This is a genomic window from Streptomyces sp. PL-29 (assembly GCF_058344425.1).
This window is the reverse complement of sequence record NZ_CP136996.1, coordinates 3,534,924-3,558,650: the sequence shown is the minus strand read 5'-3', so window position 1 is coordinate 3,558,650 and position 23,727 is coordinate 3,534,924. Positions and strand designations below refer to the sequence as shown.

Sequence of the window (23,727 nt, the reverse complement as noted above, 5' to 3'; positions counted from 1 at the left end):
CATGAAGAACAAGAAGGCGATCGCCGCCGTCGCGAGCTGCACGGGTCTGTCAGTCCTCGCCGGGCTGTTCCTGTGGTGGGACACGAATGTGTTCGCCACCGCTGAACTGTGCGCGGGGAAGGTGGACGGCGGGCAGGCCGAGTCGGTCCTCGACACGCGCGGCCGTATCGCGGACGACGGGAAGAAACGCTCCGGAGAGAACACACGGTTCTCCTGCACAGTGAGCCGTACCAGCGGGATCACGGGGGCCGAGGAGCTGGAGATGGTGGTGAGCACCGACGTGGACACATCGGATTTCCAGTTCAATACGCACGTCTGGAAGAACGCTTCCAGCATGTCCTTCCTGTCGGGAGAATTCACCGGGGCGGTCTCCGGGACCCGGGGCTGGGTACTGCTGCCCGAGCAGTGCCGGAAGGAGGTCGCGGCCGTCGTGTGGGGCATACCCGAGGATTCCGACCAGGTTCCCTTTGTCCAGGCAGAACTCAAACAGGGAACAGTGGATCCCCAGAAGCTCGCGAGCATGCTTGCGGACACCGCGCGGAGGGTCGCATCCACTGCCGGATGCACCACCGACGCACCGGAGCAGATCCCGGAAGTGCAGCGGCCGACCGGCCCGGAGGCGATCACAGCCGATTCGGTTTGCCGAATCCCCGACTTCCGGCTGCCCGACAGTGCCGTGGCCAAGGACGCCGCACAGCTCGAACAGCAACGCACCAGCGGAGCGCATAAAGGCTCCTGGGCCTGCAACCTGTACCTGCCCGGTGAGGCCGCAGCCCAGCTGTCATTCGCTTCCAGCCTCGACCCGGGCATCGTCAGCGAGGGTTTGAAGGCAGGCCGCGAGTTCACCGCGCTGCCTGACGGCACGGGTGTGGCTGACGGGTCGCGTCGGGCCATCCTGAAGTGCGGAACCAAGGACGTTTACTTCGGCGTGCGCTGGGACTACGTCTACGCCAAGACGCTCAAGGACACGTATCGGTCGGGCCAGGCCGCCCAGGACGTCTTCCAGGCCTTCGTCGACGCCGCCGGAAAGCAGCACGGCTGCCCTGCCGTGAAGTTCCCGCGCGGCTGACCGGCCCCGCAGGACCCACCGACGACGGTTCGGCACGGGTCCCGCCCGTGCGGTGCGATGATCTTCCGTCCTTTCAATGCCAGCCAGAAGGAGAGACATGACCACCGACGCAGCGGACCGGCCAACGCCCGATCCCGCGGCCGCCTCACCGGCGCGCTCCGAGGAGCCGCGGCGGGCAGGACGCATCGAGGGGTGGTCGATCGTTTGGATGCTCCTGGCCATGGCCGTCTGGGGATGGTTCCTCTTCCTGATGCTCGCCGACTACGGCCCCGAGTACGGCAGCAGACCCGAGTGCCGGGGCCCGCTGGTCGGCCCGCTGTCCGAGGACCGCTCGTGCCGCGACGCGCTGCGCGAGTGGCCCGCGCTGCTGGGGATCCTCGCGCTGGCCTCCATAGCGACCGTCGTCGCGGCGGCGACCACGGTGTACGCCAAGGTCCTCGACCGCCTCGAAGGCCGCGACTGGACCATCGGACGGCCGTAGGACTGGGACCCGCAGCACTATGCGGTGCTCCGTCGCCGCAGTCAGCGGCGGCGGCGCGCCGCCGGCCAGGAGCCAGCCCGGATCGGCGGGGGCCGCAGGGTCCGCAGGGCGACCGTGCCCAGCGCGACCAGACTCGCGGTCACGGCCAGGAGCAGGACCGCGTCGAGCGCGTCCTCCTTCTGGTGGACGCCCAGCACGGTCGTCCGTACGTGCTTCGTCGCACCCTCCGTGCCGCGCGGCCAGTCGACGCTCACCGCCTCGGGGAGCACGTGCCGGTCGTCCGGGACGAACGTGCTGTAGCAGCTCGTGGTCACTCCCTTGCCCGTGGCCCGCTCGTGACAGCTCACGGCGGTCAGCAGGCCGGGGGTCCCCGTCCAGCCCAGGGCGGCGGTGGCCAGTACGCCGGTGAGGGGCGCCGTCAAGAAGGACACCAGGGCGCAGACGACGCACAGTACGCGCCCCTGCCACGGCCACTCCGCTGCCGTACGGCTGCCCAATCCGGCCATCGCCCACCTCCGCCGATCCCGCCCGCAGCCGGATCCTCGCAGGGCGGCGGGTACGGAGGCGCTGCCGGGTACCGGCAGTCTTCGGCGTCCGTGGCGGCCACGCGGGCCTACGTGCGGGTGCGGACCGGGCGGCCGGCCGGACGGACGGCTCCCGGCCGTCGGCGCAGCCAGGGCGTCTAGCCGTACATGCGGCGCATCGCGAAGTCGACCATCTGCTCGACCGCCTTCGCGTCGAAGACCATCCGGTGGTCGCCCTCCATGTCGAGGACGAAGCCGTACCCGGTCGGCAGCAGGTCGATCACCTCGGCGCCGGTGATCACGAAGTACTTGGACTCCTTGCCGGCGTACCGGCGCAGCTCCTTCAGCGTGGAGAACATGGGGATGACTGGGTGCTGCGTGTTGTGCAACGCCAGGAAGCCCGGGGTTTCACCGCGCGGGCAGTAGACCTTCGACGTCGCGAAGATCTGCTGGAAGTCCTCGGCGGCGAGCTGACCGGTGGTGAAGGCACGTACGGCGTCCGTGAGTGACGGCGGGGACGGCTCCGGGTACAGCGGCGGCGTCTGCTGCGCGTAGCCCTGCTGCGGCGGAGGCTGCTGCGCGTAGCCCTGCTGCTGGGCGCCCGGGTTCTGGTCGTAGCCGTACATGCGGCCCACCCTACCGAGCGGCCGAAGCCGTACCGGCCGGTACCGGCCACGGCTTCCCGGCGGGGGCCTCAGCCGGGCAGGTCCCCCGCCTTCAGCGCCCGTACAAACGGGGCCCAGGCCGATGCCGCGACGGTGACGACCGCGCCGTCGCGCCGCTTCGAGTCACGCACGGGGACGACCCCGGCGAGACCGTCGGCCACTTCGACGCAGTCGCCGCCGGTGCCGTTGCTGTAGCTGCTCTTGCGCCAGGTCGCGGCGCTCAGGTCAGTTCCGCTGCTTGCCATGTCGGTAATCCTCTGCCGCGGCGTCGAGGAGGGCCAGGGACGCCTCCGGCGGCAAAGCGGCGGCCCTCAACAGATCGTAGGACCTGCGGTACTCCTTCACGAGGGCCGGAAAGTCGATGAGTTGGCCGCTGTGCAGGCTCTCCACGTAGACCACGGGCGGCGCGTCCGGGAAGGTCATCAGCTTCGCCATCCCCATCATGAGGGCGTGGGCGGCGGTCGTTTCCGGGACGACTTGCAGAATGGACCTGGTACGGCGGACCACGGCCGCGATGTGCTCCAGCAACTCCGCCATCTGCGCGGATGGCAGGGCCGGGCGGCGGATCACCGACTCGTCCAGCACGGCCCAGAAGTCGGGCGGGCACTCTCCGCCGAAGAGCTTCGCCCGCCCCATCCGGGCGGCCACCAGCTTCTCGATCGTCTCGTCGGCCGCCCGGGGCATGGCGGCACGGCTGATCGCCCGTGCGTAGGCGGGGGTCTGGAGCAGCCCCGGTACGAGCATCGGGGCCCACTCCTCGATGGTCTCGGCGAACGGCTCCATCTCCGCCACGTCCGCGAAGTACTCGGCGTGGCCCGACTGCCTCGCGCGGCGCGCGTCCTCACAGCGGCGCTCGAAGAACCCGTCCGTCCCCAGCCGCGCGTCCACGTGCCGGGCCAGGTCCAGCGGCATCCGCCGCTCCCCGCGCTCGATCTGGCTCAGGAACGGCACACCCCGGAAGCTGCCCTCGGCCAGCTGTTCGAGGGTGAGCCCGGCCGCTTCCCGCTTGTAGCGGAGCTCCGCGCCGTAGAACGACGGCACGTTCGCCGACGCATCGGGGTCCTTGCGAGCCGGCACAACCCACCACCGCCATTTGCCACTTGTCCAGCGCAACCGGAATCCCTTCCCACCGTACCCAGCGGCACGCCAGCCTGTGAGCGTTTCGTCACACTCCGCACAGGAACGGCACCCCATGAGCGACCACCCCCACGACCGCGAGGCCTTCGTGGCCCTCGACGCACTGCGCGGCGCGCTCGCCGCGCACGCGATCACCCTGCCCTCCCTCGACCTGCACCTGCCCTCCTACGCCGGGACCTACGACACCCCACCCCTGATCACCCTCGGCAACTGCAACGCCGCCACGGCTCAGCGACTGGCCGCGGCGCTGGCGAAGCCGTGAGCGGCCTCACCGTCCGGCTGCTCGCCACCCCCCAAGCGGCCCCGGCGCTGCGGCACGCCGTGCGCGCGCACCTCGGGCCCGACGGCCACCCCGACGCCGAGCTGTGCGTCACCGAGCTGCTGGCCAACGTCGTCCGCCACCTCGGCGAGGGCACGCCCGTCACCCTGCGGATCAGCGGAAGGGCAACCCGTACGCGGGTCGAGCTCACCGATCCCGCGCCGGGGGTCCGGCCCGTACGACGGGAGGCTGCCGGGGACGAGGAGTCCGGGCGCGGGCTCGCCCTGCTCGACGCCCTGGCCGCGCGATGGGGGGTCACACAGGGGCACGGCACCAAGACGGTGTGGTGCGAGCTTGACCCTGGTCACAGTCGGCACGGAAGGGTTGCCGTTATTACCGACGGGTAGCATCATGTTGTTACCGATTGGTATGTACGAGGAACCTGTCTCCCCGAGCCTTAACGGAGCCGTCGCCATGGGGCACTACAAGTCGAATCTCCGCGACATCGAGTTCAACCTCTTCGAGGTGCTCGGCCGCGACCAGCACTACGGCACCGGTCCGTTCGAGGAGATGGACACCGAGACCGCCAAGAGCGTCCTGTCCGAGATAGCCCGCCTCGCCGAGAACGAGCTGGCCGAGTCCTTCGCGGACGCCGACCGCAACCCGCCCGTCTTCGACCCGGAGACCAACACGGCGCCGGTCCCGGCCTCCTTCAAGAAGAGCTACAAGGCCTTCATGGACTCCGAGTACTGGCGTCTGGGCATCCCGGAGGAGATCGGCGGCACCGTCTCCCCGCGCTCCCTCGTCTGGGCCTACGCGGAGCTCCTGCTCGGCTCGAACCCGGCCGTGTGGATGTACTCCTCCGGCCCGGCCTTCGCCGGCGTCCTCCACGAGGAGGGCAACGAGGCGCAGAAGAAGATCGCCCAGATAGCCGTCGAGAAGCGCTGGGGCTCCACCATGGTCCTCACCGAGCCGGACGCCGGTTCGGACGTGGGCGCCGGCCGCACCAAGGCCATCCAGCAGGAGGACGGCTCCTGGCACATCGAGGGCGTGAAGCGCTTCATCACCTCCGGTGAGCACGACATGGAGGAGAACATCCTCCACTACGTCCTCGCCCGCCCCGAGGGCCACGGCCCGGGCACCAAGGGCCTGTCCCTCTTCCTCGTCCCGAAGTTCCACTTCGACTGGGAGACCGGCGAGCTGGGCGAGCGCAACGGCGTCTACGCCACGAACGTCGAGCACAAGATGGGCCTCAAGGCCTCCAACACGTGCGAGATGACCTTCGGCGACCAGCACCCCGCCAAGGGCTGGCTGATCGGCGACAAGCACGACGGCATCCGCCAGATGTTCATGATCATCGAGTTCGCCCGCATGATGGTCGGCACGAAGGCCATCGCGACGCTCTCGACGGGCTACCTGAACGCGCTGGAGTACGCCAAGGAGCGCGTGCAGGGCCCGGACCTGGCGAACTTCATGGACAAGACCGCGCCCAAGGTCACCATCACCCACCACCCCGACGTGCGCCGCTCGCTGATGACGCAGAAGGCGTACGCCGAGGGCATGCGCGCCCTCGTCCTCTACACCGCGACCGTCCAGGACGAGATCCAGGTCAAGCAGGCCGCGGGCGAGGACGCCTCCTCCCTCGTCGGCCTGAACGACCTGCTCCTGCCGATCGTCAAGGGCTACGGCTCGGAGAAGTCCTACGAGCAGCTCGCGCAGTCCCTGCAGACCTTCGGCGGCTCCGGCTACCTGCAGGAGTACCCGATCGAGCAGTACATCCGCGACGCCAAGATCGACACCCTGTACGAGGGCACCACGGCCATCCAGGGCCAGGACTTCTTCTTCCGGAAGATCGTCCGCGACCAGGGCGCCTCGCTGAACATCCTCTCCGAGACGATCAAGAAGTTCCTGGCCGAGGCCGTCGGGGGCGAGGAGCTGGCCGGCGCCCGCGACGCGCTCGCCAAGGCCGCCGTGGACCTGGAGGCCATCGTCGGCCAGATGATCGTCGACCTCACCGCCACCGGCGAGGACGTCAAGAACATCTACAAGGTCGGCCAGAACACCACCCGCCTGCTGATGGCCTCCGGCGATGTGGTCGTCGGATACCTCCTGCTCAAGGGCGCCGCCGTGGCCGCCGAGAAGCTCGCGACGGCCTCCGCCAAGGACGTCCCCTTCTACACCGGCAAGATCGCCGCCGCGAAGTTCTTCGCCGCCGAGGTCCTCCCGGGCGTCTCCGTCCAGCGCCAGCTGGCCGAGGCCGTCGACAACTCCCTCATGGAGCTCGACGAGGCCGCCTTCTAAGGCACCCCGCCCCGCCCGCAGCACCGCAGCACCACTGCGCCGCACCCGCACAGCGGCCGGGTCCCCGCACGGGGACCCGGCCGCTGCCGCGTGCACGGGCACCACCACAGGGGCCCTGTACTGCGGCTTTCCCCGATGTCAGTCGTTCATGGGACGCTCGTAGGCATGAGTCCACAGGATCAGCACGGCAGCAGGGGGTACTCCGTCCCCACCGGGCGGCCGTACGCCCTCAAGGAGCTGCAGGCGAGCCTGGGCAGCCTCGGCGACCACCTGCGCGAGCTCTACGACGGCGCCCACCCCGCCGAGTACGACACCATCGCCGACGCGCTGTACGTGGCCTTCCAGACGGCCGCCGGACTCGCCCCCGCCAAGAGCTACACCGGCTGCCCCGAACACCCCAACGGCGCCCTCGACCCCGAGGCCCCCGAGGGTTGGGGCCGCTGCCTCATCTGCAACGACCGCCGGCGCCTCGGACAGCGCCACCGCGGCGGACCCGGCGCCGCCCCCGCCGCCGAGCAGCGCCGCCTGGGCTACCCCGTACCGGACGGCCCGTACACGCTGCACGCCCTGCGCACCCACCTGCGCACCGTCGAGGACCAGCGGTTCCACCTGGGCCTGTCCTCACCCGCCGAGGACTTCGTCCGCATCGCCGACGACCTCCACCGCGCTTTCATCGTCGCCCGCGAGCTGTCCCGCCCCCGCAACGCCTCCGGCTGCTCCGAACACCCCGGCGCACCGATCGACCCCGACGCACCTCCCGGCGAAGCCTGTATCTTCTGCGCCGGACGCCGAAGGCGCGCGCAGCGCTCCCCGCAGACCCCGGAGATGCTCCCGCGCATCCGCCGGGGCGAGCGCAGGCAGCTGCAGCGCAGATTCGACCGTCCGCCGGGCTGAGCACGCACGGGAACGCGGACCCCCGCGGACACGGAACCGTTCCCCCGGCGACCCGCCCGGTCCGGCCATGACGAACAGGAACCCGACCCTCGTTAAGGTGAACCACCTGGTTTCCTCCCCTCCCCGGCGGGAGGGGCTGCCCACACTCACGCGTGGGCCTGTTTCGCCACGGACCGCCCCGACCGAGAGGAGGACCTCCCGTGGACCGTTCGCACACACCCGGACGCCCAGGACCGCTCCCCGGCCTGCGCGTCCGTCGGATAGAAACGGTAGGTGAACGACCGCTTCGCGGAAGGGAACCCCGCACCGCGGAGGGCGCGGTCGGTCATGATCCGAACACAAGCACAGGTCACAGCCTGACGCTGCGGCGCTCCGCCGCAACGAGGCTCCGAGCCGGAACTGCGTTTCCTCACCCGGCTGAAGCCGGGGGCTTCCACACAAGGGAAATACGATGAGCTCTCCCGCCCGCTTCGACCGCGGCCACACCGACGATCTGATGACCTTCCTGACGGCCAGTCCGACGCCGTACCACGCCGTGGCCAACGCGGCCGAGCGGCTGGAGAAGGCCGGCTTCAGGCAGCTGTCGGAGACGGACGCATGGGACTCGGGCAGCGGAGGCAGGTTCGTGCTCCGCGGCGGCGCGCTCATCGCCTGGTACGTCCCCGAAGGCGCCTCGGCACACACCCCGTTCCGCATCGTCGGCGCCCACACCGACTCACCGAACCTGCGGGTCAAGCCCCTCCCCGACATGGGCTCGCAGGGCTGGCGGCAGATCGCGGTCGAGATCTACGGCGGCACCCTGCTCAACACCTGGCTGGACCGGGACCTGGGCCTGGCCGGACGGCTGACACTGCACGACGGCACCGAGCGACTCGTGAACATCGACCGGGCGCTGCTGCGCGTGCCCCAACTGGCCGTGCACCTGGACCGATCGGTGAACAGCGACGGCCTCAAGCTCGACAAGCAGCGGCACATGCAGCCGATCTGGGGTCTGGGCGATCCGCACGAGGGCGACCTCATCGCCTTCCTGGAGGAGGAAGAGGGCCTGGAACACGGCTCGGTGGCCGGCTGGGACCTGATGGTCCACTCGATCGAGCCGCCCGCCTACCTGGGCCGGGACCGCGAACTCGTGGCCGGCCCCCGGATGGACAACCTGCTGTCCGTGCACGCCGGGGTCGCCGCGCTCGCCGCCGTCTCCGGTGCGCAGAAGCTCGACCACATCCCCGTGCTGGCCGCCTTCGACCACGAGGAGAACGGCTCGCAGTCGGACACCGGCGCGGACGGCCCGCTGCTGGGGAACGTGCTGGAACGTTCAGTCTTCGCCCGCGGGGGTACCTACGAGGACCGCGCCCGAGCCTTCGCCGGCACCATCTGCCTGTCCTCCGACACCGGGCACGCCGTGCACCCCAACTACGGTGAGCGACACGACCCGACGCACCACCCGCGTGCCAATGCCGGCCCGATCCTGAAGGTCAACGTCAACCAGCGGTACGCCACCGACGGCAGCGGGCGCGCGGTGTTCGCCGCCGCGTGCCAGCGCGCCGGCGTCCCGTGGCAGACCTTCGTCTCCAACAACGCGATGCCGTGCGGCACGACGATCGGCCCGATCACGGCCGCCCGCCACGGCATCCAGACCGTGGACATCGGCGTCGCGATCCTCTCGATGCACAGCGCGCGCGAACTGTGCGGCGCGGACGACCCCTACCTCCTGGCCAACGCCCTGGTCGCCTTCCTGGAGAGCTGAGCCCGCGGGCCGGGCCCGAAGGCCGCCCCCAAGGAAGGCGGGGAGCGGCCTCAGCCCTCCTCGTCCATCCCGGCCAGGACGAGGGGGAGCCGGGCGGCGCCGTCGGCCGTGACCCGGACGGGCACGCCCCAGTCCTGCTGGTGGACGTGGCAGGCCGGGTACTCGTTGGCCGGGTCGTCGTCGCAGGACGCCGCCATCGCCGAGACGTGCAGCACGCCCTCGGTGAGGTCGGGGTTCAGCTCCAGTTCCCGAAACAGGTCGGTCCCCGCGCCCTCCCCCGACGTCAGCAGCTCGGGCGGGGTCGAGGAGACCAGCAGGCGGGTGGAGGGCCCGTAGCGGGTATCGAGCTTCTGCCCGCTCGGGGCCCGGAAGACCACATCGAGGCGCAGCGTGCCGGGCGCCACCTCGGTGGCGGCCCGCTGGGTGCGGTGGGCGACCGCGTCCACCCGTACCGCCTCCTCCGGGAGCCGCAGCCGGGTCAGGCGGTGCCGCGCGGACTCGACGACCACGATGTCCTCTCCGACCAGGACGGCATCGCTGGGCTCGCGCAGGTCGGTCGCCAGGGTCGAGACCTGCCCGGTAGCCGGGTCGTAGCGGCGCAGCGCGTGGTTGTAGGTGTCGCACACCGCGACCGAGCCGTCCGGCAGGGCCGTCACCCCGAGCGGGTGCTGGAGCAGGGCCTGGGCCGCGTCCCCGTCCCGGTGCCCGAAGTCGAACAGGCCGGTGCCGACGGCGGACGTGACGGCGTAGCCGGAGTCGGTGGCGTGCACATAGCGCAGGGCGCTGGTCTCGGAGTCGGCGATCCACAGCCGGTCCCCGGCGGCGGCGAGCCCGGACGGCTGGGCGAACCAGGCCTCCGCGGCCGACCCGTCGTGCAGCCCCTCGTTGGTGGTGCCGGCGGCCACCTCGACGGTCCCCTCCGCCGGGTCCCAGGTCCACAACTGGTGGACACCGGCCATGGCGATCCACACCTTGCCCTGCCACCAGGCCACGTCCCACGGCGAGGACAGGTCCACCTCAAGGGCCGGGCCGGAGGTCGGCAAGCCCTGCCACCACTGCCGTCCGGTGCCGGCGACCGTCTCGACCGCCCCGGTCTCCAGGTCGAGGACGCGCAGCGCGTGGTTGACGGTGTCGGCGACGACCACCCGCCGCCCGTCGGGCAGCAGCGCCAGCCCCTGCGGCTCGCTGAAGCTGTCCCCGGTGAAGCCGCGCTCGCCGCTGCCGATGCGGCGTACGACGCTCTCCCCGTCGGCGGCCAACTCGACCAGCTGGTGCCGCGTCGAGTCCGAGACCAGCAGGTTCCCGCTGGGCAGGAGCAGCGCCTTCCCGGGGAAGCGCAGGTCGCTCGCGACGGGCTCGGGCGCCACGTACGGCCCGTCCCCGCGCCGCAGGGTGCCCTTGGCCTCGTGCTCGGCCTCCAGCTCCTCGACCAGCTTCGCGATGGCGTGCGCATGCCCCTCGCCGGCGTGCTGGGCGACGATGTACCCCTCGGGGTCGATCACGACGAGCGTGGGCCACGCACGCACGGCGTACTGCTTCCAGGTGGCGAGCTCGGGGTCGTCCAGGACGGGGTGGTGCACCTCGTAGCGCTCGACGGCGTCGACGACGGCCGCGTGGTCGGCCTCGTGCACGAACTTCGGCGAGTGCACGCCGACGATCACGACGGTGTCGCGGTGCTTCTCCTCCAGCTCGCGCAGCTCGTCGAGGACGTGCAGGCAGTTGATGCAGCAGAAGGTCCAAAAATCCAAGATCAATGTGCGACCTCGAAAGTCGGCGAGCTTCAGGTCCTTCCCGCCGGTGTTGATCCATCCGCCCTTGCCGATCAGCTCGGGAGCACGGACACGGGCACGGCGGGGCGCGGGCGCGGGGGTGGGCGCCGGGGCAGCATCGTTCATGTTTCAAGCTTGCCATTGGCCCATGAACACCGGATCACGGACGTACGACGCCGTTGCCCTGCGCAGCTACGGGATCCGCTCCACCACAGCGACCTCCGAGAATTCTCGGAGGTAGGTCATATGCCCGGTCCGGCCAGTGTGCTGTATGCACATGTCGGTGCACACGTCCGCGTTCCCGGTCGGTTCGGAGATCCACCGGCAGTCCGGGTTCAGGCACCGCGCGGTTGCCGTGGTCTCGGCCGACGGATGGCGGCGCATGACGTAGCTCACGTACCGCAGCACGGCTTTCACGCTCACGCCGACATCCCCCCCCCCGGTGTGCGGGTGGTTCCGGAGCTCCACGTTGCAGTCGCTGACCGTGGAGCCATCGCCTTCAAAGCGGGCCTCCCGGCGCTGTGCGGCCAGGGCGGCGCAGACTCCGCAGCCGGCTGCCGGTACGGGCTCCGGATCTGTTCGCAGCGGCAGCTCTACCGGGGGCTGCGCATAGGTGATCGGCTTCACGGCCCGATCTCGTGTCGTCCGCATGGTGACCACGCTAGGAACGCCGAGGTCGCACTTCCCATGAGATTGCATGAGGTTGCACGGCTATCACCGCAGGGTCTGAATGACCCTCGTGATCAGCGCTCGGGCCTTCGCCCCGTAGAGCGCCATGTCGGCCAGCTCCCTGAACGTGTCCGCGTACGCGGCAACCTCACTGGGCTGGGTCAGCGTGAGGTAGCCCGAGACCAACTCGACGTTGACCTGCGCTGTATCGAAGATCCAGAAGCCCTCCACCGGCATCCGCGATCGCTCGGTACGGGTGGGGACCACGCCCAGGCTGACGCTGGGCAGCGAGCCGACCGTGAGGAGGTGGCGGAGCTGTTCCTCCTGCACCTCCGCCCCTCCGAGCCCGTTCCGCAAGACCGATTCCTCAACCAGGAACGCGAACCGCCGATCACCCTTGTAGAGCACGCGCTGACGCTCCATGCGGACGGCGACCGCATCGGCAACGTCGTCCACTTCGACCCGTCTGCGCTGGACCGCGCGCAAGACGGCTTCCGTGTAGCCGTAGGTCTGGATCAGGCCCGGAACGAACCACGAGGAGTACGCGCGAAACCGACGGGTTCGTTCGAAGAGCGGGAGACGGGCCTCTTGGGCCTGCTTGAGCCCGGCGCGCTCCATTCGCCGCCACCCGACCCACATGCCTTCGGCGGTACGCAGCGAGGCCAACAGGTCTTCCGTCTGATCTTCCGAGCCACATGCCCGGCACCACGCCCGGATGTCATCAGCGGACGGAGGCGTACGGGCGTTCATGATCCGTGACGACTTGGACGGATGCCAGGAGCACAAACGGGCGATGTCCCGTCCGGTGAGGCCGGCATCCCGGCACAGCTCAGCGAGTCGATTCGCCAGAGCCTGCCGGGCCTGCTGTGCGCTTGATGAGGGTGAGACGGCCATGGTGGTGACAGCTCAGCGCGGTCGGTACTCCTCGTGCGGAACGGCCCGTTGCCAGGCTGCTTCGAAGGCGACGGCGCACAGCTTCACCCGCTCGGGCTCCTCCGTGTACTCCCGCCCGTCCTGGTCGAGCTGCCCGTTCCCGGTGAAGTGGTGGAACAGCGCCTGCGCGCTGTCGAACAGCCAGAAATCGGTACCCGGCAAGGCCAAGTCCGTGGTCTGCCGCCGGGGCAGCCACCGGACCAGCTCACCCGCCGCGATGTTCGTGAAGGTGCAGTCGTACTCGTACCGCACGTAATCGCTGATCGGCTCCGACACGATCCGGACCCGACGGACCACGACCCCGCGGGTCGTCGCCTCCTTCACCGCGTCGTGCCAGCCGCCCCACCACGAAGACCGATCAGCGGGGTCGAGGCGCTTCCCCCGCTGCCACGCGATGAACTCGGGGTCATCGAGCATGTAGCTGTCACGCAACTCAAGGTGCACCGCCGAGTGCTGTGCTCGTGCCAGTGCATGACGGGCAGGTGGCTGCACTTGCTGCCTCTCAGTTGTCGTCCGGGCGGGGGATGTACTTCAGCATCACTGCGGGCAGCCGGATGATCGTCTCGTGGTCCGGCACGTCCGTGGAGTGACCCGGGATCGAACCGATCTCCTGGCACGCCCTCACTTCGTCCTCGGTCGCCTTGTACGACTGGATCAGAAGGTCGCCGGTCTCCTCGTGGAGCCAGATCGTCGGGGACTCGTCAGTCGGCGTGTTGGGGATGATGCCGAGGAACTTTAGGGTCATGGTCGCTCCCGCCGTCGAGTGGGTTGCACCGGCGTGCACGAGCCTCACCCTTGCGGCTGAGTCGCGCAAGAGGGCCTTTGCACAGGGCGGTTGGGCTGCCATCGAACGAACCAAAGCCCCCGCACCCACCGCACCCATCGGGGCCGACGAGCACGGGGGCTCATGGTGTTCCACGGCCCACCGGGCGGCTCCGTGGGGCCTTCGGCGGGCTTCGCAGGGCGTTAACTGTGCCGCTCTCGCGCCTTCGGCGGTCGATATGCGCTGGTCAGAGCCACGATAGGCCCGAAAAACGGAGTCACACCCAGCGTGCGCCTTCCGAGCTGGGGCCGGGGCCGGGATGGTGACCACAGCGCAACTTCGCGCCGACCCTCGGGCCGCCCCAGTGACGAAGTGACGGAATGACGTTTAGTTCTATTCCATCCATAGAGACTCAGAACATCTCTTAAGGAGGTAATGGACTCCGACCGTCATTCCGTCACTTCGTCACCCGCTGACTCCTCCCCAGCACCGCTTCTCGTCGCCCAGACGATCCGGCAGCGCTCGTCGCCATCGAACCTCACGCCCACCCTGCCTCGCCGGACTTCCACGCGATCGATTGCGAGGCCAAGACGTTCACGCCTTCCGGCCGCATCGTCGGCTTCCCAAGCCTCACGTAGCAGGCCCGCATCCAGGAGAGGAGAGATGTCCACGGAAGGGGTCGGCATCCGCAGTAGATCCGCGCGCAGCCCCTCGATCCGGGTACTGAGTCGTCCGGCGAGCCGGTTGTACCGGTCGATCGCGTCTGCGCCGGTGAATTCTCCACGGACGTACCTGGCCTCCTCCAGGTCAGCCAGACGGGCCCCCTCGTCCGCGATCTCCGCCTCGATCGCGTCCCGCTTCGCGAAAACCTCTGGGTCCTCCCTCTGTACCCAGCGATCGGCGATCACGGCGAGCAGCGGGTCCTGGGGCTCCAGGGACGGCAGGCGTGTGAGAAACGCCCGGGTCACGTAGTCGTCGATGCTCTCCACCCGAGCCGATACGCCCGAGCATCCTCGCCCCATCCGGTGGCTGGAGCACTGGTACGACGTGCCGGCCTTGCTCATCCGAGCTCCACAGAGCCCACAACGCGCTATGCCAGTGAGCAGTGACTTGCCCTGCTTGTGGCCGTGCCGCTTCCCCGCCAGAGGAAACGTGCGCGCTTCGAGCTGGCGGAGGATGAGCTCACGCTCCCCGACCGTGATGATCCCCTCACCGATGCTCACGGTCTCCAGCGTCTCCGGGTCTCGGTAGGGAGAGACCCGGTTCATGTACTTGCGTGTCCCGTCCGGCTGCTCCTCGTACTCGGTCTGCGGCATGAGACCGGCGAAGGCCGGTGAACGAAGGAGTTGCATGACGCTGGACGAGTTCCACTCGCCTCCACGGGCGGACTCCACCCCGTGCTCGTTCAGCAGCCGGGCGATGTGGACGAGCGCCTTCCCGGACAGCGCTTCGTCGGCGATCAGGCGGGCGTAGACGGCGGTCTCGGGGTCGTGGACGAGCTTCTTCGCCTCCGGGTCCACCAGCAGCCCGTAAGGCGGCTGTCCCCCGATCCACTGGCCCCGCTGGCGTAGGTACCGCTTGGCGTTGCCGACGCGCATCCCAAGGTTGCGGGACTCGTTGCGCGCCAGTTCCGCCAGCATCGCGATGGTGACGCGGGCGCTGTCGTTCTTCGTGTCGAGGCCGTCCATGACGGAGACCAGCCGTCCGCCGACCCGGCCTATGTCGTCCAGCGCCTTGCCGACCTCGCCGATGCCCTTGCGGGACAGGCGGTCGAGCTTCCAGACGATCAGAACGCCCACGACGCCGGCCGTGGCTGCTGTGATCGCTGCATCGAACCCCTTGCGGCTGACGTTCTTGTAACCGGAACGTCCACGGTCGATGTGGACCTTGCGGACGGTCAGTCCGTTGCGCTCCGCCCATGCGCGGCAGTCGGCTTCCTGGCGGTCGATCGCCGTCTTGCCCTCCCGGTCCAGAGACAGGCGCAAGTACAGGTCAGCAGTGGTGTGTTGGTGCACCTTCCCAACGCTAGCGAGAAGTGCTCACATTGGTTCAGGAAATCCAGAAATCCACAACAACGCACTTACCTCGCAGGTCGGCGAGGGTGAGCTCTTTGCCTCCGGTATTGAGCCAGCCGCCCTTGCCGATCAGCTCGGGAGCGCGGACACGGGCACGGCGGGGCGCGGGCGCAGGGGTGGGCGCCGGGGCAGCATCGTTCATCCTCACAGCTTGCCATCCGCCCGTGGACGACCCATCACGCCCGTACGAAGCGCCTGCTCAGGGCATGCGCTCCAGCACGGCGACTTCCGAAAACTCCCGGAGGAAGGTCATGTGACCGGTCCGGCCGGTGTGCGGGATGCACAGGGCGGTGCACGCGTCCGCGTTCCCGGTCGGGACCGGTCCCGACGCCGACGGGCTCCGGCCGCCCGCTGCGAAGGCCGGGGAACGCGAGGCGCCGCCGTATGGCTACGCCGGCCCGAACAGGGCGCTCAGGCGCGGCAGCCTGGTTGCCAGTTCGGCATCGTCGTCGAAGTCGAAGTCCCAGGCGGGATCCAGAGGCGGGTAGCCGATCGTGAAGGACTCCGCCGGGAGCTCGCGGCCCGTGGCGCTCTCGTACGCGGTCCACGCGATGGAGAGGGCCTCCTCGTCCCACAGCTCCAGGCCCTCCGCCGCCGCCTCCCGGACCGCCGGGTGCTCCGCGAGGGAGTCCGGGTCGGCCACGGCGGCGTCGAAGACCGCCCGGCCCTGCGTGAGGAGCCAGCCGCGGAAGTAGTCGAAACCGTCGTCCGAGCAGCCGCCGTTGATCATGTAGGCCGCTGCCCAGAGCGGGCTGCGGTAGGACTCCGCGAGCAGGTCCCACAGCACCTGCTGGGCCGCGGCCACCTCCGCCTGCGGGCGCGCCGCGAGCAGCTCCGCGGCGCGCCGCGCCACCGCGCTCTCCGCTTCGCCCGTGCCCGCCGTCGGCGCCGCCGCCGCGTCCGCGCGGGCCGTCTCGATCAACTGCCAGAACGTCTGCTGGTCCATGGGGAGAAGCCTGGCACCCGGCACTGACATCAGCCCAGGAACGAGCGCAGGGATGCCGTGAGCGAGGTGACGAAGGCGTCCTGGACCTCCGCCGGGAGCAGGCCGAGGGACAGGTACGGGTTGAGGTCCTCCAGTTCGACGAGGAGCAGTTCGCCGGAGGGCGCGCGGCAGGCGTCCACGCGCTGGATGCCGTGGGAGAGGGTGTTCCACTCGACGAAGGCGCGGGCGAACGCCAGGTCCTCGCCGGTCGGTTCGTACCGGCGCAGCTCCCAGCGGCGGGCCGGGTCCGGGGCGTGGAGCGCGTACTGGAAGGTGTCGTCGACGAAGTAGAAGGAGACCTCGTACGCGAAGTCGATGCGCGGCTGGATCAGCACGGCCCCGGCCTCACCGCCCGGTGTCGCGGTGAAGGTGAGGCCGATGGAGTCGGCGCCCTGCTTCGGCTTGACCACGTACTCGGGCACCTGCGGCAGCTCGGCGAGCCGGGCCGGGTCGTCGATCGTGGGGATGACCGGGTGGCCGGCGGCCGTGAGGTCGAGGAGGTACTGCTTGCCGGCCATGTCGGCGCGGCCGGTGAGGGGGTTGTAGACGGGCGTGCCGGCGGCGAGGGCGGCGGCCCGGAAGGCGTCGTACTCCTCCTGGTAGTGCAGGACCGGGCCGCTGTTGCGGACGATCACCGCGTCGAAGCCGGGCATCAGGGTGCGGGCGTCGGCGGGATGGCACAGGGCCAGGTCGAAGTGCTCGCGCAGGCGCGAGGTGAGGAATATGTCCTCGTCGCAGTAGCGGCGGCCGCGTGCGGGGTACGCCAGGTCGGTCACGTAGAGCAGGGGCATGAGGGCAACCTATCGCGGGCACTGATGAGGGCATGAAATACCTCGTTCGGGACAAAATGCTTGCCATTGGGGACGACTACTGGATCGAGGACGAAGACGGGCGGCACGCCTTCCTCGTCGACGGGAAGGCACTGCGGTTCCGGGACACGCTGGAGCTGAAGGACCCGGACGGTCGGATCCTGATCACGCTGCGGGAAAAGCTCTTCGGGTTCCGCGACGCGATGACCCTGGAGCGGGACGAGCAGCGGCTCGCGGTGATCCGCAGGAAGCGCTTCTCGCTGCTGCGCAACCACTTCCGGGTGACGCTGGTCGAGGGCACGGAGCTCGACGTGAGCGGGCGGATCCTGGACCGGGAGTTCAAGGTCGAGTACGAGGGCGAGCTGCTCGCGCTGGTCTCCCGGCAGTGGTACCGGGTGCGGGAGACGTACGCGGTGGACGTGGTCCGGGAGGACGCGGACGCGGCGCTGCTGGTCGCGGTCGCGGTGTGCGTGATCCGGATGGCGGAGAAGGAGCGGGAGGACTCCCCGCAGGACTGAGCGGACGTGAGTACGCGACCCATCGGAGACTGAGCATCCGCGCTCATGCCGGGGCGGCAGCCGGCGGCGAGGATCGTGGGCGTCCCCCTCGGCAACCACGGAAGGAACCCCACGGTGCGCCCTGACGCCTACGCGGCCCTCTACGGGCGGTGGCAGCCCGCGCAGCAGGTCCACGTCCCCGTCGGCAGGGATCGGCCCGGCGTCGTCGCGCTCGCGGCCCTGGTGTGGGCGGTCACCGTCCTGTCGGTCGCCTGGGTGGGCGGCCTGCTGTCGGTCGCGCTGGTCTGGGGGGCGGCGGCGGGGCAGCCGATCGGCGAGCTGCTCCTGTGGTTCCTTCCCCTCCCGGCGGGCGCCCTCGGGCTCACCGCGCTGGCCCGCGCGCCCGGTGTCCGCAGGCTGACCGGGTCCGCGCGGGTGCTCCTGCTCGGTGCGCTGGCCTGCCCCGTCCCCACCGTCCTCGCGGTGTGGCTCTGGTTCCTCACCGGCTGACCCGCCGGGGCGACCGTCAGCGGCCCAGGCGGCGGTCCTTGAGCGCAGGGAACTGCGCGCGGGTGTCGGCGACCCTGGCCGGGTCCAGGTCCACCGTGAGGACCTCCTCGCCGGGGCCGGCCTCCGCCAGGACCTCGCCCCACGGGTCCACGACCAGGCTGTGTCCGGCCTGCTCGACACCCGCGTGGGTGCCGGCCAGCCCGCAGGCCAGGACGTAGGACTGGTCCTCGACGGCGCGCGCCCGGTTCAGCAGCGTCCAGTGCGAGCGCCGGCGGGCGGGCCAGCCGGCGGCGACGACCATCGTGGTGGCCCCGGCGTCGACCAGGCCGCGGAACAGTTCCGGGAAGCGCAGGTCGTAGCAGGTGGCGATGCCGAGGGTCTGTTCCGGCAGCTCCACCGTGGTCAGGGAGTCCCCGGCGGACATGAGGACCGCCTCGCCCTGGTCGAAGCCGAATCGGTGGATCTTGCGGTAGGTGGCGGCCAGCTCGCCGGCCGGGGAGAGGACCAGGGCGGTGTTGTAGAGGGAGCCGTCGCCCGCGCGCTCCACGAGCGAGCCCGCGTGCAGCCAGACCCCGGCATCGTGCGCGGCCTTGGACAGGGCCTCGAAGGTCGGCCCGTCCAGTGGTTCGGCCTCGGTCTCGAACTGCTCGTACGCGAAGGCGCCGACCGTCCACAGCTCGGGCAGCACGACGAGGTCCGACTCCTCCTGCTCCCGTACGAGATCGGCCACGCGGGCGCGTCGGGAAGACACCGACTCGCCCTCGTTCACTGCGATTTGGATCAGCGAGGCGCGCACACTACCACCGTCCTGGTGTTCAAGCCGTCAACTCGGCCTATGAATCGTCACACGAAAGCACTGCCGGGGTGCTCACGGGCAGCGTAGTTTTGGAAACTGAGTCCACCGCTTCCGAAACGCGCCACTGAACGACGCCACTGAACAGCACCGCGAGGGGTCCCGTTGACCGTCCATCCGCATCCCAGTCTTCAGCCCTATACCGACGCGTGGACGCACTCGATCGAGGCGATATCCGAGCTGGTCCTCCCCCTGGCGGAGGGCGAGTGGAACCGGGCGACCCCGTGCCCCGGATGGTCGGTCCGTGACGTCGTCTCCCACATCATCGGCATCGAGTGCGAGCAGCTCGGGGACCCCCGGCCGATCCACACCGTGGCGCGGGACCTGCGGCACGTGGTGGACGAGTTCAGCCGGTACATGGAGGTCCAGGTCGACGTACGGCGCCACCACACCGCGCCGGAGATGACCTCGGAGCTGGAGTACACGGTCATCCGCCGCGCGCGGCAACTGCGCAACGAGAAGCGGGATCCCGGCACGATGGTGCGGGGGCCGTTGGGCGACCAGGTGACGCTGGAGCAGGCTCTGCGGCTGCGGGCCTTCGACGTGTGGATCCACGAGCAGGACCTGCGCTGGGCGCTGGGTGCGCCGGGGAACTGGGACTCGCCGGGCGCGTACGTGGCGCAGGACCTCCTGCTGGCCGGGCTGCCGAAGGTGGTGGCGAAGCGTGCGGGTGCCCCGGCCGGCTCGGCCGTGGTGATCGACGTGCACGGTCAGCTGGAGTTCATGCGGACCGTTCGGGTGGACGCGGACGGCCGCGGCACGGTGGACAAGTCCCCCTCGCTCGGCCCGGCGGTGACGCTGGCCCTGGACTGGGAGACCTACGTCCGGCTCGCGGCGGGCCGGGTGCGGGCGCACGCGGTCGCCGACCGGGTGAAAGTGGAGGGCGACGCTCAGTTGGCGGAGGCCATCCTGACCCAGTTCGCCGTGACCCCGTGAGCCGGGCCCCACTGCCCCTGCGAACCCCTGCCCCCCTGATCCCCTGACTCCCCGACCCCCTGACTCCCCGACCCCCGGAAGCGGCCTACGACGTCTCGCGCGCCGTCGTCCCCGGCAGCGGACACACGGCGGACCACGGCCGCGGGTCCGCCTCCGGCCCGCTCGCCTGCGCGGGAACGGCGACGCGGCCGCGGGCCGCTTCCCGGGAGAGCGCGCGCCTGCGCAGGCTCAGGATCCGGGTGACGCCGATCGCTTCGAGCACGAAGACCGTGGAGAAGGCGATGCGGTAGTCGTCACCGGTGGCGTCCAGCAGGACGCCCACCGTCAGCAGGGTCGTCATCGAGGCGATGAAGCCGCCCATGTTGGTGATCCCGGAGGCGGTGCCCTGGCGTTCGGCCGGGTTGGCCGGGCGGGCGAAGTCGAAGCCGATCATCGATGCCGGGCCACAGCCGCCCAGCACCACGCACAGGGTGATCAGCAGCCACATCGGCGCGTGCCCGCCCGGATACGCGAGGACCGCCCCCCACATGAGGGCCGTCAGGCCCACCGTCCCCAGGGCGAGCGGTATCCGCGCGGCCTGGCGGCGGCCGATGATCTGGCCGTAGACCAGCCCGAGCGCCATGTTCGAGGCGACGACCAGGGTCAGCAGCCCGCCCGCCGTGCTCCGCGTCAGCCCCTGCGCCTCGATGAGGAAGGGCATGCCCCACAGCAGCAGGAAGACCATCGCCGGGAACTGCGTGGTGAAGTGAACCCACAGCCCGAGCCGGGTGCCCGGTTCGCTCCAGGAGGCCTTGATCTGGCGGCGCACGAAGCCCGCGCCGCCGCTGCGGGCCGCCGCCGGTGGCGGCTCGTGCCCCTCGGGGTGGTCGCGCAGGAACAGCACCAGCGGCAGCAGGACCACCAGCCCGGCCGCCGCGCTGCCGGCGAAGGCCGCGGTCCAGCCGACCCCGTGCAGCACGGGGGCGAGCACGAGGGTGGAGACGAGGTTGCCCGCCATGCCGACCAGACCCGCGAGCTGCGCCATCAACGGCGCGCGCCGGGCCGGGAACCAGCGGGTGCCGAGCCGCAGCACGGAGATGAAGGTCATCGCGTCGCCGCAGCCGAGCAGCGCCCGGGCGGCGAGGGCCGTCTCGTACGAGGGGGAGAGCGCGAAGCCGAGCTGCCCCGCGGTGAAGAGCACCGCGCCCAGCGTCAGCACCTTCTTGGTGCCGAGCCGGTCCACCATCAGGCCGACGGGGACCTGCATGCCCGCGTAGACGAGGAGTTGGAGCAGGGAGAAGGTGGCGAGGGCCGAGGCGTTGACGTGGAAGCGGTCCGCCGCCTCCAGACCGGCCACGCCCAGGCTGGTGCGGAAGATCACGGCCACGAAGTAGACGGCGACGCCGATGCCCCAGACGGCGACGGCCCTCCCGCCGCCCCGCGGGTCCCCGGGCCCGGCGCTCCGGGCCCCCGCCGCCCCGGTGGCCCCCGCCGCCCCCGACGTCGTGCTCGGCGGGCCGGCGCTCACCGGCCCGGCCCCCGCACCAGTGACTCGACGCGGCCGATGTGCCCGCGCACCGCGGCTGCGGCTGCGGCTGCGTCCCCGACCCGCAGCGCGTCCAGGATCTCGGCGTGCTCGGCCAGCGTCCGCTCCAGCCGGTCGGGGTGGGCGTGCAGCAGAGCCACGCCCATCCTCAGCTGCCGGTCGCGGAGTTGGTCGTAGAGCCGGCTCAGGATCTGGTTGCCGGCATTGCGCACGATCTCGGCGTGGAAGCCCCGGTCGGCCGCCATCACCGCGGCGAGATCGCCTGCGGCGGCGTGCCGGCGCTGTTCGCCGAGCAGCGCCTCCAGCCGGTCCAGCAGGCCGGGGGGCGCGGGCACGGCCCTGCGCACGGTGAACTCCTCGACGAGCAGGCGGGTTTCGAGGACGTCGCTGATCTCCTGCGCGGAGACCGCCAGGACCAGCGCACCCTTCTTCGGGTACAGCTTCAGCAGCCCCTCGGTCTCCAGGCGCAGCAGCGCCTCGCGGACCGGGGTCCGGGACACCCCCACCGCCTCGGCGAGTTCGCCCTCGGTGAGGAGGGTGCCTCCTTCGTAGTGCCGGTCGAGCACACCGTGCTTGACGTGCCGGTAGACGCGTTCGGCGGCGGTCGCGGTGCTGGTGACGGCAGGCATGCGCACAGCATAGATACAACAGGGGTGCAACCGGCGGACCGGTCCGGGATGTGGACCTCCCGAGGAGGGCCGCTGCGGGACATCCGCCCCGGGCAGGAGGCCGCAGCGGCCCGTCTCCGACCCCGCCCGGTACCGCCTGCACCGAAGGATGTACGGCGTCTTCCTCCGGCCGCAGGACGTACCCGGTCCGCCGCGCCGGAAGCCTGGAGTCATGGCCGACACCCTCGCCCCGGTGGTCCGCACGACCACCCGGCTCCCCCTGCTCGACATCCTGCGCGGCGCCGCCATCCTCGGCACGCTGATGACCAACGTCTGGATCTTCGCCTCCCCCGGCTCGGAGTGGAGCGTGCTCCAGGGCGGCATGAAGGCGCCCGACGCCCTCGCCGACCCCTCCGCCGCCACCCTCGCCGAGGCCGTCTTCCGCTTCCTCGCGGACGGCAAGTTCCTGGCTCTGCTCACGGTCCTGTTCGGGGTCGGCCTGGCCATCCAGTTCGATGCCGCCGCCCGGCGCGGCGAGCGGTGGCCCGGCCGCTACCCGAAGCGCGCCGCCTTCCTCTTCGTCGAGGGAACCGTCCACTTCGTCCTCGTCTTCGCCTGGGACGTGCTGATGGGGTACGCCGTGACCGCCCTGCTCGTCGCCTGGCTGCTGGCTCGCTCGGAGAAGGTCCGGCGGGCGGCCCTGTGGACGGCGGCCGGGATGCACCTGGCGCTCGTCGGCCTGCTGACCCTCGACGCGTTGAGCCGGCCGGACGGCGCGCCGAAGGCCCCGGACCCGGCGGCCGTCGATCTGTACGCCCACGGGAGCTGGCCGGCGCAGGCCGCCTTCCGCCTGGAGCACGTCGCCGCCCTGCGCATCGAGCCCGTCATCTCCTTCGGGCTGCTGGTCTTCCTCTTCCTCCTCGGTGTACGGCTCCACCGCACGGGCGCCTTCACCGCCACCGCCGAGGGCCGCCGCATCAGGATCCGGCTGGCCGGCTGGGGCCTGGGCCTCGGACTGCCGCTGAACTGCGCGACCACCCTCGGCGGCGGCGACTTCTACCTCCTGGGCCGCTACGGAGCGGCGCCGCTGCTCGCCCTCGGCTACATCGGCCTGATCGGCATCGCCCTGGACCGGCTGTGGGTCCCCGCACCCGTGACCCGCGCCCTCGGCCGCATCGGCCGCACCGCCCTGTCCTGCTACGTCGCCCAGAACCTCCTCTGCGTGCTGCTCTGCTACGGCTTCGGGCTCGGCCTGGCCGCCCGGCTCGGCGGCAGCGGCCCCTGGTGGGTGATGGGCCTGTGGGCGGGCGTGAGCCTGACGCTGGCCGCCGGGTCGTGGCTGTGGCTGCGCCGCTTCGACCGCGGCCCCCTGGAGGGCTTGCAGCACGCGGTACTCAGCCCGCCCCGCCGCTCCCCGGCGTGACCTCGACCTCCAGCAGGAATTCGTCGTACGGCGCCTCGTCCGGGTAGGGCGGCCTGACCTGGGCGAAGCGGATCCCCGCCCGGCCGCCGCCCGGGGGCAGGGCCCTGACGACGTAGCTCAGCTCCACCGCCGCCCCGGGCATCGCGGCGCCCGCGACGGTCGGCCCCGGCGCCACCGACACCGCGTCCGTGTCGCCCGTGACCTGCCAGGTCCACACGTATCCGCGCGCCCCTCGCCCGGTGAGCCGCAGCTCGTAGCGCTCACCGGGGCCCAGCACGACCCTGCGTACCTCCACGCC

At 70.8% G+C, this 23,727-nt stretch carries 28 protein-coding genes; 11 read left to right on the top strand and 17 right to left on the bottom strand.

Annotated features, from left to right (window positions below):
* Position 1: 1 nt before the first annotated feature.
* Together R4Z63_RS16335 and R4Z63_RS16330 are read left to right on the top strand one after the other, a co-directional pair.
* Complete coding sequence (locus R4Z63_RS16335) at positions 2-1,069, top strand: hypothetical protein (protein ID WP_384448213.1); 1,068 nt, start codon at positions 2-4, stop codon at positions 1,067-1,069.
* A gap of 97 nt (positions 1,070-1,166) precedes the next feature.
* The gene (locus tag R4Z63_RS16330; protein WP_384448210.1) at positions 1,167-1,550 is read left to right on the top strand and encodes a hypothetical protein; all 384 of its coding nucleotides are present in this window, start codon (positions 1,167-1,169) and stop codon (positions 1,548-1,550) included.
* 41 nt (positions 1,551-1,591) lie between these two features.
* On the opposite strand, the gene R4Z63_RS16325 is transcribed toward R4Z63_RS16330, so the two are convergent.
* From R4Z63_RS16325 to R4Z63_RS16310, 4 genes are all read right to left on the bottom strand, one after another.
* Complete coding sequence (locus R4Z63_RS16325; protein WP_384448207.1) at positions 1,592-2,056, bottom strand: hypothetical protein; 465 nt, start codon at positions 2,054-2,056, stop codon at positions 1,592-1,594.
* A gap of 176 nt (positions 2,057-2,232) precedes the next feature.
* Entirely contained in the window at positions 2,233-2,700 is a 468-nt protein-coding gene (locus tag R4Z63_RS16320; RefSeq protein ID WP_037920618.1) for an SseB family protein, read from the bottom strand.
* A 68-nt stretch (positions 2,701-2,768) separates the two neighbouring features.
* Entirely contained in the window at positions 2,769-2,984 is a 216-nt protein-coding gene (locus R4Z63_RS16315) for a DUF397 domain-containing protein (RefSeq protein WP_037920616.1), read from the bottom strand.
* On the bottom strand, positions 2,965-3,816 hold the full coding sequence (locus R4Z63_RS16310) for a helix-turn-helix domain-containing protein (RefSeq protein ID WP_384448204.1): 852 nt from the start codon (positions 3,814-3,816) through the stop codon (positions 2,965-2,967). Before R4Z63_RS16310 ends, R4Z63_RS16315 begins: the two co-directional genes overlap by 20 nt.
* Positions 3,817-3,931: 115 nt before the next feature.
* Between R4Z63_RS16310 and R4Z63_RS16305 the strand changes: the two genes are divergently transcribed.
* From R4Z63_RS16305 to R4Z63_RS16285, 5 genes are all read left to right on the top strand, one after another.
* Entirely contained in the window at positions 3,932-4,138 is a 207-nt protein-coding gene (locus tag R4Z63_RS16305; RefSeq protein WP_384448201.1) for a hypothetical protein, read from the top strand.
* Positions 4,135-4,542 (top strand): ATP-binding protein, encoded by a 408-nt coding sequence (locus tag R4Z63_RS16300; RefSeq protein WP_384448198.1) that lies wholly within the window; start codon positions 4,135-4,137, stop codon positions 4,540-4,542. The genes R4Z63_RS16305 and R4Z63_RS16300 overlap by 4 nt, the downstream gene beginning before the upstream one ends.
* 67 nt (positions 4,543-4,609) lie before the next feature.
* Positions 4,610-6,436 (top strand): acyl-CoA dehydrogenase, encoded by a 1,827-nt coding sequence (locus R4Z63_RS16295; protein WP_384448259.1) that lies wholly within the window; start codon positions 4,610-4,612, stop codon positions 6,434-6,436.
* A 165-nt stretch (positions 6,437-6,601) separates the two neighbouring features.
* Complete coding sequence (locus R4Z63_RS16290) at positions 6,602-7,330, top strand: hypothetical protein (protein ID WP_384448195.1); 729 nt, start codon at positions 6,602-6,604, stop codon at positions 7,328-7,330.
* Between the two features lie 451 nt (positions 7,331-7,781).
* Positions 7,782-9,074: a M18 family aminopeptidase gene (locus tag R4Z63_RS16285; protein ID WP_037920604.1), complete on the top strand. Its 1,293-nt coding sequence runs from the start codon at positions 7,782-7,784 to the stop codon at positions 9,072-9,074.
* A gap of 50 nt (positions 9,075-9,124) precedes the next feature.
* Here R4Z63_RS16285 and R4Z63_RS16280 read toward each other — a convergent pair whose 3' ends face one another.
* From R4Z63_RS16280 to R4Z63_RS16240, 9 genes are all read right to left on the bottom strand, one after another.
* Positions 9,125-10,969: an NHL domain-containing thioredoxin family protein gene (locus R4Z63_RS16280; RefSeq protein WP_384448192.1), complete on the bottom strand. Its 1,845-nt coding sequence runs from the start codon at positions 10,967-10,969 to the stop codon at positions 9,125-9,127.
* Between the two features lie 66 nt (positions 10,970-11,035).
* Positions 11,036-11,470, bottom strand: a complete 435-nt coding sequence (locus R4Z63_RS16275) for a DUF7848 domain-containing protein (protein ID WP_384448188.1) — start codon at positions 11,468-11,470, stop codon at positions 11,036-11,038.
* A gap of 87 nt (positions 11,471-11,557) precedes the next feature.
* Complete coding sequence (locus R4Z63_RS16270) at positions 11,558-12,406, bottom strand: helix-turn-helix domain-containing protein (RefSeq protein WP_384448185.1); 849 nt, start codon at positions 12,404-12,406, stop codon at positions 11,558-11,560.
* 12 nt (positions 12,407-12,418) lie between these two features.
* Positions 12,419-12,937 carry a DUF6879 family protein gene (locus tag R4Z63_RS16265; RefSeq protein ID WP_384448182.1) on the bottom strand — a complete coding sequence of 173 codons (519 nt, stop codon included), beginning with the start codon at positions 12,935-12,937 and terminating at the stop codon, positions 12,419-12,421.
* A 10-nt stretch (positions 12,938-12,947) separates the two neighbouring features.
* Complete coding sequence (locus tag R4Z63_RS16260; protein ID WP_223766064.1) at positions 12,948-13,190, bottom strand: hypothetical protein; 243 nt, start codon at positions 13,188-13,190, stop codon at positions 12,948-12,950.
* 467 nt (positions 13,191-13,657) lie between these two features.
* Positions 13,658-15,223 (bottom strand): recombinase family protein, encoded by a 1,566-nt coding sequence (locus R4Z63_RS16255; protein WP_384448179.1) that lies wholly within the window; start codon positions 15,221-15,223, stop codon positions 13,658-13,660.
* A gap of 34 nt (positions 15,224-15,257) precedes the next feature.
* The gene (locus R4Z63_RS16250) at positions 15,258-15,425 is read right to left on the bottom strand and encodes a thioredoxin domain-containing protein (RefSeq protein WP_384448262.1); all 168 of its coding nucleotides are present in this window, start codon (positions 15,423-15,425) and stop codon (positions 15,258-15,260) included.
* Positions 15,426-15,671: 246 nt separating this feature from the next.
* A complete protein-coding gene (locus R4Z63_RS16245; protein WP_037920592.1) occupies positions 15,672-16,229 on the bottom strand; it encodes a DUF4240 domain-containing protein in 558 nt (185 codons plus the stop codon).
* Positions 16,230-16,258: 29 nt separating this feature from the next.
* On the bottom strand, positions 16,259-17,059 hold the full coding sequence (locus R4Z63_RS16240) for an ATP-grasp domain-containing protein (RefSeq protein WP_037920590.1): 801 nt from the start codon (positions 17,057-17,059) through the stop codon (positions 16,259-16,261).
* A gap of 32 nt (positions 17,060-17,091) precedes the next feature.
* Between R4Z63_RS16240 and R4Z63_RS16235 the strand changes: the two genes are divergently transcribed.
* A complete protein-coding gene (locus R4Z63_RS16235) occupies positions 17,092-17,595 on the top strand; it encodes an LURP-one-related/scramblase family protein (protein ID WP_384448174.1) in 504 nt (167 codons plus the stop codon).
* Positions 17,596-17,709: 114 nt separating this feature from the next.
* Positions 17,710-18,084: a hypothetical protein gene (locus R4Z63_RS16230; protein ID WP_384448171.1), complete on the top strand. Its 375-nt coding sequence runs from the start codon at positions 17,710-17,712 to the stop codon at positions 18,082-18,084.
* Between the two features lie 16 nt (positions 18,085-18,100).
* Here the strand turns inward: R4Z63_RS16230 and R4Z63_RS16225 are convergent, their stop codons facing one another.
* The gene (locus R4Z63_RS16225; protein WP_037920586.1) at positions 18,101-18,880 is read right to left on the bottom strand and encodes a carbon-nitrogen family hydrolase; all 780 of its coding nucleotides are present in this window, start codon (positions 18,878-18,880) and stop codon (positions 18,101-18,103) included.
* 162 nt (positions 18,881-19,042) lie between these two features.
* Between R4Z63_RS16225 and R4Z63_RS16220 the strand changes: the two genes are divergently transcribed.
* Positions 19,043-19,873, top strand: a complete 831-nt coding sequence (locus tag R4Z63_RS16220) for a maleylpyruvate isomerase family mycothiol-dependent enzyme (protein ID WP_384448168.1) — start codon at positions 19,043-19,045, stop codon at positions 19,871-19,873.
* An 85-nt stretch (positions 19,874-19,958) separates the two neighbouring features.
* Here R4Z63_RS16220 and R4Z63_RS16215 read toward each other — a convergent pair whose 3' ends face one another.
* Together R4Z63_RS16215 and R4Z63_RS16210 are read right to left on the bottom strand one after the other, a co-directional pair.
* The gene (locus R4Z63_RS16215) at positions 19,959-21,380 is read right to left on the bottom strand and encodes an MFS transporter (protein ID WP_384448165.1); all 1,422 of its coding nucleotides are present in this window, start codon (positions 21,378-21,380) and stop codon (positions 19,959-19,961) included.
* On the bottom strand, positions 21,377-22,027 hold the full coding sequence (locus tag R4Z63_RS16210) for a GntR family transcriptional regulator (RefSeq protein ID WP_384448163.1): 651 nt from the start codon (positions 22,025-22,027) through the stop codon (positions 21,377-21,379). The genes R4Z63_RS16215 and R4Z63_RS16210 overlap by 4 nt, the downstream gene beginning before the upstream one ends.
* A gap of 211 nt (positions 22,028-22,238) precedes the next feature.
* Here R4Z63_RS16210 and R4Z63_RS16205 point away from each other — a divergent pair, with 211 nt between their 5' ends.
* The gene (locus tag R4Z63_RS16205) at positions 22,239-23,429 is read left to right on the top strand and encodes a DUF418 domain-containing protein (protein WP_384448160.1); all 1,191 of its coding nucleotides are present in this window, start codon (positions 22,239-22,241) and stop codon (positions 23,427-23,429) included.
* Here R4Z63_RS16205 and R4Z63_RS16200 read toward each other — a convergent pair.
* Positions 23,401-23,724 (bottom strand): hypothetical protein, encoded by a 324-nt coding sequence (locus R4Z63_RS16200; RefSeq protein ID WP_384448158.1) that lies wholly within the window; start codon positions 23,722-23,724, stop codon positions 23,401-23,403. The genes R4Z63_RS16205 and R4Z63_RS16200 overlap by 29 nt on opposite strands.
* Positions 23,725-23,727 lie beyond the last annotated feature (3 nt).